This is a genomic window from Psychrobacillus sp. NPDC096426, assembly GCF_044762745.1.
Classification (GTDB): domain Bacteria; phylum Bacillota; class Bacilli; order Bacillales_A; family Planococcaceae; genus Psychrobacillus.
Window position 1 is genome coordinate 51,070 of record NZ_JBIWEX010000005.1, and the last position, 12,988, is coordinate 64,057.

A 12,988-nucleotide genomic window follows, 5' to 3' on the forward strand; every position below is an offset into this window, starting at 1 on the left:
ATTCGAAGATGAAATGCAAATATACAGAAATGAAATACAATTGCATTAAAAACCAACGTGCAATTTAAATTCTTTTAAGTAGGTGCGGCTTACCGGAATTTTTGATTTGTCTTTCAAAACTAAATTATAAGTTGAATTGAACCACGGATGAATTTCAACGATATGATCCAGATTAACGATAAAACTACGATGAACTCGCATAAATTGCGTTGGCTGTAGTTTTTTTTCAAAGACAACGAGAGAATCACTAACAATGTATTCATCCGTCATTGTCTTAAACTTGCACTTTCCTTCAAAAGATTCTAAATAAATGATAGAGTCGTTTTCAAGTAATATAATTCGCTCATCCACAAGGACGGCGATTTTATCTGTACTAGCTTTTTTCATGGAAGGAGAGAAAGTGATTTTTTCACTTCCTATTTTCCCCATTTGTATAATTTTCTCTAATGTTTGACGAATACGCTCTTCGTCAAAAGGCTTTAAAATATAGTCGATTGCATTTAACTCGAAAGCCTGTAAGGCATACTCATCATATGCTGTTGCAAAAACAATAGCTGGAGTCGGCTTTAGCATAAGCAATTGCTTAGCTAAATCTAGTCCATTATCTCCATCCAAATCGATATCTAAAAAAACAAGGTCTGGTTTTAGTATTGAAATATCTTTGACAGCATATACAAGACTATCTGCTTCGCCAACTATTTCAATTTGTCCACTTTCCATGAGCAAATATTTTAATTCGTCCCTTGCTAATCGTTCATCTTCCACTATAAACGCTTTCAACATGTTGATGTAATACTCCTTTACTATCAAGCGGAATAGAGATAGTAATAGTCGTTCCTCTATTCATTTCGCTTGTAATCTCTAAACTTGCTTGACCATTATAAATTCCTATTAAACGTTTACTAATATTATAAATTGCAGTGCCAGTTCCTTTTTTAGAAATTATCGTTTGTTTACCTAATGACGCCAATTTATTTATAGGAATTCCTTTTCCACTATCCTCTACAACAATTTGCAGATTATTATTCACTGTGAAAATTTCAATCGATATCCTTCCTATTCCTTCTAAATTTGTAAAAGCATAATTAATCGCATTTTCCACGAGTGGTTGCAATGTAAATGGAGGAAGCAATACTTTTTCAATACCTGGTTCTATTTGAAAATCAATTTGATATTTGTCCGGAAATCGTGTTTGCACTAATGATAAATAGGATTTCACATTTTCTAATTCTTTTTCTAATGGAATGAGCATCTGCCTAGCCCCTTGCATATTCCCTCGCAGAAATGCACTTAACTCTAACAATAATTTCCGTGCTTTCCCGGCATCAGTGCGACATAAAATAGAAATAGAGTTAAGACTATTAAATAAGAAATGCGGATGAATTTGGGATTGTAGTGCTTTAATTTCTGCATCTTTTAATAATTTTGTTTGTCTTTCGGCTTCTGCTAACTCTAATTGTGTTGAAAATAGATTGGCGAGTCCTTCTGCTAGTTGCTGCTGAATATCATCCAGTTTGCTCGGTTGAATAAAGTACATTTTTAATGTACCTGCTGTTTTATTTTGCATCTTTAAAGGTAAAACGATTGCTGCTTCCAACGAGCAATTACTCTCCGAACAATAAATTTCTTCTTTTAATTTTGCTACTGCAATTTCGCCGTTTTTTAATACTTTTTTCGTTAAACCAGTTATAAAATGTCCACCTGGAATATGATGATCTGATGCTGCCCCAACATGCGCTAACACTTGTCGGTCATCTGTTATTGCAACCGCATCTGCATCTGTTAATCTCAACATGATTTCTGCAATCTCTTTGCATGAACTTGTATTTAAGCCTTGTCGAAAGAAAGGCAATGTTTGATCGGCAATATAAAAAGCTTTGCTCGTTTGGTTTGCCCGTGCACGTTCTTCATCACGAATAATCGAACGAATAATATACATAAAAAGAAACATTCCTAAGCCGTTCACTAAGATCATCGGAATACCAATAACTTGGACAAGTATCCAAGCCTCATCAAAAGGCTTACTTAATATTAATATGATAAGCATTTGAACAGCTTCTAATGTCATTCCTAAAATAGCCGCTTTGATCGGTGTAATTTTCTTTCCGAAGTTTATTTGTCTTCGAGAAAAATATCCCGAAATAATACCAGCTACGACAACAGCCATAGAACAAGCAAATGCTGTAAAGCCTCCAAGAGAGTATCGGTGAATACCAGCGATTAAACCAGCGCCTAAACCCACGACTGGTCCCCCTAGTATTCCACCGATTACGACGCCCATTACTCTTGTATTAGCAATTGCATTATCCGGATCAATTCCTACTAGCCATCCACTATTAACAATAGTCCCGTGCTGAATTTCGACTCCTGTATAGTTACTAATAATTCCGAGGGTACCAAAAAGTAAGATAAGTATTATTTTTTCGCTATTCTTATGTTCATTTTGAATAATTTGCTGAAATGATTTCAGTTGCGAGAGTAAAAAAGCAACAATGACGATTATCCCTACTTTTTCTATCATTAATGTAGCTAAAACTAAGATCATTGGTATCTCCTCTATTTTCTAATATTCTCACATCTTCATGATACTTGAAGTGAGAATATAAAAAAACCCTAATGTTACATAAACATAACATTAGGGTAACTTTAATCTATTAATTTATTCGTGAACGTAAGAATGCGTGGATGAATGAATCTAGTTCACCATCAACTACTGCATGAACATTTCCGCTCTCCTCATTTGTTCGATGATCTTTTACCATCGAATATGGGTGGAAAACATAAGATCGGATTTGGCTTCCCCATCCGATTTCTTTTTGTTCACCACGGATTGCAGCAAGCTGCGCTTCTTGTTCTTCGATTTTCAATTGGTACAATTTCGATTTCAATAATTTCATCGCATGCTCACGGTTTTTAATCTGTGAACGTTCGGTTTGGCAAGTAACAATCGTATTCGTCGGAATGTGTGTAATACGAACTGCTGAATCGGTCGTATTAATATGCTGACCACCAGCACCTGTTGCACGGTATGTGTCAATTTTCAAGTCTTCTGTACGAATTTCAATCTCAATCTCATCATTGAATTCCGGCATAACATCACAAGAAACAAAAGATGTATGGCGGCGACCTGATGAATCGAAAGGAGAAATACGTACAAGGCGGTGTACACCTTTTTCTGCTTTCAAATAACCGTACGCATTATGTCCTTTTATAAGCAATGTGACCGATTTAATCCCAGCTTCATCACCAGGTAAATAATCGAGCGTTTCGACTTTAAATCCATGCTTATCAGCCCAACGTTGATACATACGAAGTAAAATGGAACCCCAGTCTTGTGATTCGGTCCCACCCGCACCAGGGTGCAGTTCCAAAATCGCGTTATGCTTGTCGTATTCCTCACTCAAAAGCAACTGTAACTCGAAGTCACCGAGTGCACTTGTGAACTCTTTCAGTTCTGAGCCAAGTTCTTCTTGTAATTCCTCATCTGGCTCTTCTTTAAGAAGTTCAAGTGTCATCTCTAAGTTTTCTTGTGTAGATACTAGATCATTGTATTGTTCTACAATAGCTTTCAGTGCATTCATTTCGTTAATTACTTTTTGGGCAGCCTGTGCATCGTCCCAGAAGTCTGGAAATGTCATCATTTCTTCTAATTCTTGAATACGAACCTCTTTGTTTTCTAAGTCAAAGAGACCCCCTAAAGTCTTCTAATTTTCCCGCTGTTCTATCCAATTCGTTTCTTACTACTGCTATTTCTACCATATTGTTAATTCCTCCGACTTTCTTAAATTCCATCGACTTATAGATGACTTTCTATAAGTGTGTCTAACTCCAGATGCTAACCATTCTATCCAGATAAAACAATATCAATTTTCTATTCAGTTAATGGCTAGCTCTAGCGCCTTGCTCCTGCGCACAGCTCGTCGCAGAAGAGCGCTGCCCCTCGGGGTCAAATGTGGAATAGCTGCTCCTGCGCAAAGCCCGTCGCAAACAAAATCGCTTGTGGTGGCCTTAGGAACTGCCTCCTTGGCTCGCACGATGCGGGTTATGTCTGCCTTGCCACACGATGTGGCGCACTTGGCAGACCTACCCCATCCCCATTTGCCTGTCTGGGCAGTCATAGGCGCTTCCGCTTTTCGGTATCACACTGTTCCGTGACAATTTTTGAATTTCTTTCCACTTCCACATGGGCATAAGTCATTACGGCCTACTACTGCATCATTGCGGACTGGCTTTTTCTTGACAGCTGATCCTTCTTCTTTTGGATTTACCGCTTGCCCTTTCGCTACTTCTTCGCGTTCTAGATTGTTTCTGATTTCTGCTTTCATGGCATATTTAGCAACATCTTCTTGGATGGCATCTACCATCGCCTCGAACATGGCGAATCCTTCGCTTTGATATTCACGAAGTGGGTCGTTTTGTCCATATGCACGTAAATGAATACCTTGACGTAGCTGATCCATTGCATCGATATGGTCAATCCATTTAGAGTCAATTGAACGAAGTAACACGACTTTCTCAAATTCACGCATGCGTTCTGGCGTCATTTCTTCCTCTTTTGCATCATAGAAGCGAATTACTTCTTCTTTTAATTTTTCGATGATTTCTTCTGAAGATAAGTTTTCCAAATCTTTCTGAGTTATGATACCTTCTGGCAATAAATTAGCTTGTACGTAGTCTTCAATTCCTTTTAAACTCCACTCCGCTTTGTTGTCTGAAGCAGTATAAGATCCTACGAAACGCTCGATTGCGCCAAATATCATCGATTCTACAAGTGCACGCATGTTTTCAGTTTCGAGCACTTCATTACGTTCTTTATAAATAATTTCACGTTGTTGACGTAAAACATCATCGTATTGTAATAGGCGTTTACGTGAGTCGAAGTTATTCCCCTCTACACGTTTTTGCGCAGATTCTACTGCACGAGAAACCATTTTCGATTGAATTGGTTGCGAATCGTCCATTCCGAGTTTTGCCATCATATTACGCATATTGTCTGAACCAAAACGACGCATTAACTCATCTTCCATCGAAAGATAGAATTGTGTCACCCCAGGATCTCCTTGACGACCAGCACGTCCACGTAGCTGATTATCAATACGGCGTGATTCATGGCGCTCTGTACCAATTACTGCTAAACCGCCAACTTCTAAAACACCTTCACCAAGTTTAATATCAGTACCACGACCAGCCATGTTAGTCGCAATTGTCACAGAACCTAAATGTCCTGCAGTCGCAATAATTTCCGCTTCGTGTTCATGATTTTTCGCATTTAATACATTATGCTGAATGCCATGTTTTGTTAACAATTTGGAAATAATTTCAGACGTTTCAATTGCAACGGTACCGATTAATACGGGCTGACCATTTTTGTTTCGTTCTGCAATATCTGCCGCAACTGCTTCAAACTTTCCGTTCATAGAAGCATAGATTAAATCTGCACGGTCATCCCTAGCAATCATACGGTTTGTTGGAATCGCAATAACATTCATATTATAAATATTACGGAACTCTTCCTCCTCTGTTTTTGCGGTACCAGTCATACCGGATAATTTATCATACATACGGAAAAAGTTTTGGAACGTAATCGTTGCCATTGTCATTGATTCATTTTGAATTTCTAATCCTTCTTTTGCCTCAATCGCTTGGTGCAATCCATCACTATAGCGACGGCCTTTCATCAAACGACCAGTGAACGAGTCAACGATAACCACGTCACCGTCTTGTACAACATAGTCCACATCTAAATGCATCGATGCATGTGCTTTCAATGATTGATTGATCGCATGATTTAAGCGAACATGTGTCAAATCGAACAAGTTATCAATATTAAAAGCTTTTTCTACTTTTTCTACCCCAACATCTGTTAACGTAACACCTTTTGTAGATTCTTCATACGAATAGTCTGTTTCTATGTTAAGTGTCCGAACAAAAGCGTTTGCTTGTTTGTACAATAATGCTGCTTTATTTGCTTGCCCTGAAATAATTAATGGCGTTCTTGCTTCATCGATTAAAATGGAGTCAACTTCATCAATTACTGCATAATGAAGCGGACGTTGCACTTTGTCTTCTTTGTACAACACCATATTATCACGCAAATAATCGAAACCAAGCTCATTATTAGTCGAATACGTAATATCCGCTGCATATGCTTCACGTTTTTCTTCTTTTGACAATGAATTTAAATTGAGGCCGACAGATAAACCTAAGAAATTATATAGTTGTCCCATTTCTGCAGCATCACGGCTAGATAAATATTCGTTGACCGTTACTACATGTGCTCCAAGTGCTGGGATCGCATTTAAATATACAGACATCGTTGAAGTTAGGGTTTTCCCTTCCCCTGTTTTCATTTCTGCAATATTACCTTCATGAAGTGCTGCTGCCCCCATAATTTGTACGCGGAAAGGGTACATACCAAGTACGCGCTTAGCCGCTTCACGTACAACCGCAAATGCTTCTGGTAGCAACTGGTCCAATGTTTCTCCTTTTGCATAACGAGCACGGAATTCTTCCGTTTTTGCAGTTAATTGTTCATCTGATTTTGCGTCCATTTCGCTAGCTAGTGCTTCAACTTGATCCGCAATTTTTTCTAATCGTTTTATTTCACGTTTATTTAAATCGAATACTTTATTTAATACACCAAGCATCTATTTTCACTTCCCATTTAGTCTTACTCCCCATTTTACCATTCGATAGAATCTCACGCAAATAAGCAAATTTACAATTGAAAATCTCCAAGTTAAAATTGTTGTGCATTTCGTTTTTTTGAAGCTCGCTTAAATAGAAATAATGTGTATCCTAAAGAAGTTACCGCTAGGATTTCCGCTGCTGGGCGGACGCTTTCCGCCGGGTGAGCGATGAGCCATCGCCGACGCTACGCGTTCGCCTGCGATGTCTCATCTTCTCACTCATCCGGCAGGAGTCGCGCCCTTCCATTTAAACCTCTGATTAATACAGACGCCAAATTAGCAAGAAATTACCATTGATTGAAGCGGAAGGCGGCAACTCCAGCGGGAATAACAGATGTTTTTTTTGCACCGAAAGCTAAGCATCAGGTGCATGAGCTGAAGACACTGGACTGAGCATAGCGAGGGAAGCGGCTGAAGCCATGCCCGCGAAAGCGTCCGCCTGGAGCGGAAATCAGGGCGGACGCTTAATCCAGCTTTTTAGTGCGCATTATCTTTATAAAATAGTGGCTAACCTTACATTCATTGGAGAAAGTTATTATATATCCGAAATCGTAAAAAAACTCCCCTCAATTTTGAGGAGAGTTGGTTTAGTTAGTTTGTTTCGATTAGGCCGTATTTACCGTCTTTTCGTTTGTAGACGATGTTTGTGCCATTGGATTCTGCATCAGTGAAGATGAAGAAATTATGCCCAAGCATATTCATTTGTAATACTGCTTCTTCTTGATCCATTGGTTTTAGATCGAATTGTTTTGTACGTACGATATTATAAGCTTCATCGTCCGACTGCTCTACTGGTGCGTCTGATGCTTCCACTGTGGCAAAAAAAGTAGCTACGCCTTCTCGTTCACGGAATTTACGATTCACTTTTGTTTTATATTTACGTATTTGTCGTTCTAGCTTGTCTACGATGAGATCTACTGCAGCATACATATCTGAATGGCGTTCTTCTGCTCGTAGTGTTAAATTTTTCATAGGAATCGTTACTTCTACTTTCGTTTGCTTGTCATTATACACCTTTAGATTGACATTAGCTGTCGCTTCGATTTCTTCGTTGAAGTAACGGTCTACTTTCTCAATTTTCCCTTCAACATGTTCTCGAATTGCAGGAGTTACCTCAATATTTTCCCCACGAATGTTAAAGTTTAGCATGAAAACTCCTCCTTTAAATTTAACTCTACATATAGGATTCAACATCCCACCCGAAATATCCTTCTTACTTTTAAGATTTTATTTATTTTTTGTCGAATGATGTAATAATCTTTACTTTTTTATGTTCATCGATTTTTTGCGAAGATTTTTTAATTCATTTACAATTAATTGCTCAGTATAAGTATCCTCGGGGAAGTTAATACCATACTCATATCCATTAATTTTCCGATGGGACCAGACAAATTCGCCAATCAGATCAATCGGTGATTCGTCTATTGTAAAATTTAGTTCTACATGAATATGTTTTTCGATTGCAATGGAAAACTCGGTAAAAATTTTCAAACCATGTGGACTTATATCGATAATATCGCAACTTCCCTTTTTCGATTTTTCTGGTTCTGTAAGTCCAACTGCATCTTTTATTAATCGAAAAGTTGCTTTGCATGGTTCAGTATAGGTATAGCGGAAGGATTCTTTTCTTTTATAGTGCATTTTTTTATCTCCTCTTTACTATGAGTCGTTTTTACTCCATTATGCCGAAGTACATCATTTATTTCAATTACTTTTTAGGTATAGCGCTTTTGCCCGCGTTACGCAGCGAAGTGGGGTCTCTGCTGCTGAGTTATGTTAAAAACGCCCTACCGTAAATTATACGATAGAGCGTTCATGTATATGTTTATTTGTTCATGGCTACTGTTACATCCGTCACTCGTTTAGCTCCAACATAGCGTTTTCCCCAATAATTTGGATCGTTCAATTTATCAATTTTCACGCCTTTGGAAGTCGATGAATGGATAAACTTACCGTCGCCTATGTATATACCAACATGTGAAACACCTTTACCCGATGTATTGAAGAAAACCAAATCTCCTGATATTAAATCAGCCTTTTCCACATTCGAACCTGTTGCATGCATACCTGATGAACTGCGAGGTAAACTAATCCCTAGCCCTTCGTATACATATCCTACAAATCCTGAACAATCAAATCCTGCTTTCGTAGTTCCACCGCTGCGATACTTAGTCCCTATTAAGTTTTTAGCTGTTGCTACTAATTCTTTTGAGTCTACTGAACTTGCTGCTTCAGTATTTCCAGCGAATGGCGCTGTAACTAAAATTATAGATAAGATGCATATAGCAATGACTTTTTGCGACATAGATTTGAAATTCATTGTGATCCTCCAAGCGGCTAAAGTATTCAGAAAATTTTCTTGTATTCATCTTACCATGATTTAGAACCTTCTAATTTTACAATTGTGTAACAATTACATTACAAAAGCGTCGAGAATAGAAAAAGCGGGTACCATTTTAGTGCATCATGTTGTCGGCTTCATTTTTATTCCAAAACTTAACGCGTCAAAGTATAGGCGACGCTTCTTCAGTACGTAAGAGTAAACAAAAAATAGGACACTTCTTGCTTAAGAATGAGCAAGTAGTGTCCTATTTTTAAATTACGAAACGTGCAGTTGATGCTTCTAGAATAGTTGCTTGATCGCTAATATCACTTATTAACGCTGATAATGATTCAATTGTTTGTACATTTGCTACAAGTAATTCCACCGTCTGTTCCATTTGGGTTGTATTAGATTCGATGGATTCCGTTAGCTCAAAAATTAGTTTTTCGGACATATTCTTTTCTTGTTCTATTGTCATAATAGAATCTGTCATATGATCATTTTGATTTTTGGACTCTCGAATAAACGAAACAATTGTATCAAATTTTTCATGTAGTAACTGGAAGGATGATGCATTATTTTTGGAAGTAGAAAGCCCTTCAGCAAAAACGATTTCCATTTCATGCCCTTGATGTGAAATAGATGTAGAAATGTTGTTGATCGTATTTGCAGTGACCGATACTTCATCTGCCAGTTTTTTTACTTCCTCTGCAACGACCGCAAACCCTTTTCCGTGCACACCTGATCTTGCGGCTTCGATACCTGCGTTTAACGCAAGTAAATTTGTTTGTTTAGCGATTGATTGTACAATAGATGTCATTCTTGCTATTTCTTCTGTACGCTCTTGTAATAATTTTCTTTCTTTATCTGCTGCTTTAAATAAAGATCGCAAATGTGCCGCTTCAGCCGCCGCTTTTTTCATCGCATCTGCACTTGCATCTGCAACTTCCACCGCAACTGATGCGTGATTATTTAATGCAACTGCCTTTTCGGATACACTCTCAAACGTTCGTGAAAATTCCTCTAGAAATGCTCGAATTCCAACAGACGCATCTTTTTGCTCGATCATACTTACGCTAGCTTCATTGATAGCCATTTGTACAGAATTGGAGCTTGCAACCGTTTCGGCAGAGTACGCTTTTAATGTAGTACTATCTATACTTAACTTTTCTGCAGTTAGTTTAATCATTTGAACCATGTCGGTTAAATTGTTTTTCATTTCATTCATAGCAATGGATACTTCGCCAATTTCATCCTTTGTCGAAATATGTATCGGTTTTACAAGTAGATTTCCTTTTGAAATTTCTTTTGCAGATGATGCAACATTCGTTAATTGATTTCTAATTTGGCGATTTGTCAGTAACAATAAAATGAGGGAGAACAACCCAGCTATTAAGAATGAAGCAACCACTATTACAATCGTATTTTGTTGGCTAGCTTTCATCTCATCTATGATAAGTTGTCGATTATTCGTCTCTTGCTCTCGAGTAGCATTGAGCATTTCTATTAATACATTATATTTTTCGTTAATCGATTGAAGTTGGCGGCGTTTGGAGACATTTTCTTTATTGACAACTGATTTTTTTAGATTGTTTTCATAAGTTGTTTGGATGCTATTTAATGTTTGTGTGAACGTATCCCAATCTATATGTGCCATTCGCGAACTCACAGTTGGTACTAGCTGGGCCAAATTTGTTTTCTTTATTTCATAATCTTTGTCGAATTCCTCTAATGGATCGCCCGCAAAAAGGGAAATTGATATGTATAAACTAGCTATCTCTGCCCGCATAATATCTGCGTTCTCGACATTTTCTGATGATATCTCTAATTTATCCGATAGATTTTGATTGTGGATCACTTGAACAATTAATAACACAGTCATAACACCGAATAAGAGAAAAGAACTAAAAATTGCAATTAAATACTTCGTTCTCAGTGGAATGCTAGACCATTTTTTCATAGGTATTGAGACCTCCTACCAGGAAATATAGCATATATCCTCGAAAAAAAGAGTGCGTTTTTTTAAACTTAACATTAACTTTACAAAGACAAATCAGAACATTCCGTGTACGATAGAGCTATATATAAGTGAAAGGAAGTTGACTATGGATTTAGGTTTACAACATAAACGCGTGATCGTAACAGCATCGAGTAAAGGTCTCGGAAAAGCAACAGCCCTCCAGTTTGCAAAAGAAGGCGCTAAAGTTCTCATATCAAGTAGAAACGAAGAAGAGTTGAAGCAAACTGCCGAGGAAATAAAAGCAGTAAGCAACAATGAGCATGTCTATTTTTCTGTATGTGATGTGACAAAAGAAAGCGACATAGACCGACTTTTCGAAACAGCAATCGCTAAATTTGGCGGAGTCGATATTCTCGTCAACAATGCAGGCGGCCCTACACCTGGTGGGTTTGCACAAGTATCTGATGAAGATTGGCAAGGAGCATTTGAGAAAAATCTATTAAGCTACATCCGCTCGATTCGATTAGCACTCCCATACATGAAAGAACAAAATTTCGGACGAATCGTCAACATTTCTTCTTCTTCTACAAAAGAGGTATTAGACGGTCTAATCTTGTCGAATACATTCCGTTTAGGGATGGTCGGTCTATCAAAAAGTATCGCTCGCGAGTATGGAAACCGAAATATATTGATAAATACAGTCGGACCTGGTCGAATTCAAACAGATCGCGTGACAGAACTCGACCAAATTGCTGCTCAAAAGCAAAATTTGTCGATTGACGAAATTAAAGAAGGATTTGAAAAAGTGATTCCAGTTGGAAGATACGGCGAACCAGAAGAATTTGCGAAAATCATTGTATTTCTATGTTCAGAAGCCAATTCGTATATGACTGGTCAAAATTTGGTTGTAGATGGCGGAACATTGAAGGCACTATAGAGGGAGAAGGACGGAGTGGTTTATCGCATTCGCGGGGTAGTTTGTCGTGTTCGAGGTGAGTTTTGTCGTGTTCGTCTAAAGTTTAGTCGTTCTAAGCCATTTATTGGATATTGTTCGATTAAAAACGAGTGTCTCCGAATTCGGAGACACTCGTTTTTGCAATTTATTTAACGATTAATTTGATTTTATTTTGCGATGGATCTTTCGTGATGTAGATATCATTTTCTTCTGTAAGTGGTGCATCGATTGTTTTTAAGTTTTCAATTGCAGTATTTAATACTTCATTACTTGGATAAACTAAAGTATACGCTTCTAGACCTACGATATTTTCCGCTGCTGCTGGTGCACCTACTCCAGCCCAAGTGTTCATACCGATATGGTGATGGTATTTTCCTGTTGCCATAAACAATGCGCCTGGATAAGGAGTTACAACTTCAAATCCTAATGCATTATAAAATTTTTCCGCTGCCGATAGGTCTGCAACATGTAAATGAATATGTCCCATTGCAGTGCCTTCTGGTAGGCCAGTCCATTTGGTATTTGCACCTTCTGCCAAAATACTTTGTGCATCGATTTGAAGTGTGTCCATTGCAACATGTTCACCGTTCCATTTCCACTCTGTATCAGGGCGGTCGGTATAAATTTCGATGCCGTTACCATCTGGATCATTTAAATATAGTGCTTCACTTACTAAGTGATCTCCTGCTCCAACGCGGATATTAATTTCGATAAAGTGTTTTAATACCGCACCAAGATCTGCACGAGTAGGAAGTAATAATGCGAAATGGTAGAGACCAGTTGTTTTTTGTGTTTTTGGTTCGAAGTCTGATCGTTGTTCAATGGAAAGTAGTGCAGTTTTTCCATCTGCAGTTAGTAAGGCTTTGTTGTCTTGTTTTTCAAGTACTTTGAATCCTACTACTTCTTGATAAAACGTAAGTGATTCTTCTAAGTTCATTACTTTTAGTTCTACTAGTTCTACGAATGTATATGGTTTATTTTGATATTTCATTTGAGTTTCTCCTCTTTTTAAGTTACTTTTCGTAAGTAATTATATTTTAGTTACTTAATAAAGTCAAGTT

At 37.8% G+C, this 12,988-nt stretch carries 10 protein-coding genes; 1 reads left to right on the forward strand and 9 read right to left on the reverse strand.

Features of this window, described 5'->3' with window-relative positions; all coding sequences use genetic code 11:
• Positions 1 to 45 precede the first annotated feature (45 nt).
• The 8 genes from ACIQYS_RS05830 to ACIQYS_RS05865 form a co-directional block, all read right to left on the reverse strand.
• Positions 46 to 783, reverse strand: coding sequence for a LytR/AlgR family response regulator transcription factor (locus tag ACIQYS_RS05830; protein WP_402976102.1), 738 nt, complete (start codon positions 781 to 783; stop codon positions 46 to 48).
• Complete coding sequence (locus ACIQYS_RS05835; protein WP_402976387.1) at positions 755 to 2,542, reverse strand: LytS/YhcK type 5TM receptor domain-containing protein; 1,788 nt, start codon at positions 2,540 to 2,542, stop codon at positions 755 to 757. The genes ACIQYS_RS05830 and ACIQYS_RS05835 overlap by 29 nt, the downstream gene beginning before the upstream one ends.
• Positions 2,543 to 2,654: 112 nt before the next feature.
• Positions 2,655 to 3,759 (reverse strand): peptide chain release factor 2 gene (gene prfB / locus ACIQYS_RS05840; protein ID WP_402976104.1). Its coding sequence is split into 2 segments (ribosomal slippage): positions 2,655 to 3,683 and positions 3,685 to 3,759, totalling 1,104 coding nucleotides; the frame shifts between segments, so codons are not numbered across the junction.
• A 380-nt stretch (positions 3,760 to 4,139) separates the two neighbouring features.
• Positions 4,140 to 6,647 carry a preprotein translocase subunit SecA gene (secA, locus tag ACIQYS_RS05845; RefSeq protein ID WP_402976106.1) on the reverse strand — a complete coding sequence of 836 codons (2,508 nt, stop codon included), beginning with the start codon at positions 6,645 to 6,647 and terminating at the stop codon, positions 4,140 to 4,142.
• A 633-nt stretch (positions 6,648 to 7,280) separates the two neighbouring features.
• A complete protein-coding gene (gene hpf / locus ACIQYS_RS05850; protein ID WP_402976108.1) occupies positions 7,281 to 7,838 on the reverse strand; it encodes a ribosome hibernation-promoting factor, HPF/YfiA family in 558 nt (185 codons plus the stop codon).
• A gap of 111 nt (positions 7,839 to 7,949) precedes the next feature.
• On the reverse strand, positions 7,950 to 8,330 hold the full coding sequence (locus ACIQYS_RS05855) for a PilZ domain-containing protein (protein WP_402976110.1): 381 nt from the start codon (positions 8,328 to 8,330) through the stop codon (positions 7,950 to 7,952).
• Positions 8,331 to 8,514: 184 nt separating this feature from the next.
• A complete protein-coding gene (locus ACIQYS_RS05860) occupies positions 8,515 to 9,009 on the reverse strand; it encodes a C40 family peptidase (RefSeq protein ID WP_402976113.1) in 495 nt (164 codons plus the stop codon).
• Between the two features lie 274 nt (positions 9,010 to 9,283).
• Positions 9,284 to 10,972, reverse strand: coding sequence for a methyl-accepting chemotaxis protein (locus ACIQYS_RS05865; protein ID WP_402976117.1), 1,689 nt, complete (start codon positions 10,970 to 10,972; stop codon positions 9,284 to 9,286).
• A 145-nt stretch (positions 10,973 to 11,117) separates the two neighbouring features.
• On the opposite strand from ACIQYS_RS05865, the gene ACIQYS_RS05870 reads away from it, so the two are divergent.
• A complete protein-coding gene (locus ACIQYS_RS05870) occupies positions 11,118 to 11,909 on the forward strand; it encodes an SDR family oxidoreductase (RefSeq protein WP_402976119.1) in 792 nt (263 codons plus the stop codon).
• A gap of 163 nt (positions 11,910 to 12,072) precedes the next feature.
• On the opposite strand, the gene ACIQYS_RS05875 is transcribed toward ACIQYS_RS05870, so the two are convergent.
• Positions 12,073 to 12,918, reverse strand: coding sequence for a VOC family protein (locus ACIQYS_RS05875; RefSeq protein ID WP_402976121.1), 846 nt, complete (start codon positions 12,916 to 12,918; stop codon positions 12,073 to 12,075).
• Positions 12,919 to 12,988 lie beyond the last annotated feature (70 nt).

Excerpts from the sequence above, each read along its gene's own strand:
- ACIQYS_RS05830 (WP_402976102.1), bottom strand. The coding sequence starts at position 783 with ATGTTGAAAGCGTTTATAGTGGAAGATGAACGATTAGCAAGGGACGAA.
- secA (WP_402976106.1), bottom strand. The coding sequence starts at position 6,647 with ATGCTTGGTGTATTAAATAAAGTATTCGATTTAAATAAACGTGAAATA.
- hpf (WP_402976108.1), bottom strand. The coding sequence starts at position 7,838 with ATGCTAAACTTTAACATTCGTGGGGAAAATATTGAGGTAACTCCTGCA.
- ACIQYS_RS05855 (WP_402976110.1), bottom strand. The coding sequence starts at position 8,330 with ATGCACTATAAAAGAAAAGAATCCTTCCGCTATACCTATACTGAACCA.
- ACIQYS_RS05860 (WP_402976113.1), bottom strand. The coding sequence starts at position 9,009 with ATGAATTTCAAATCTATGTCGCAAAAAGTCATTGCTATATGCATCTTA.
- ACIQYS_RS05865 (WP_402976117.1), bottom strand. The coding sequence starts at position 10,972 with ATGAAAAAATGGTCTAGCATTCCACTGAGAACGAAGTATTTAATTGCA.
- ACIQYS_RS05870 (WP_402976119.1), top strand. The coding sequence starts at position 11,118 with ATGGATTTAGGTTTACAACATAAACGCGTGATCGTAACAGCATCGAGT.
- ACIQYS_RS05875 (WP_402976121.1), bottom strand. The coding sequence starts at position 12,918 with ATGAAATATCAAAATAAACCATATACATTCGTAGAACTAGTAGAACTA.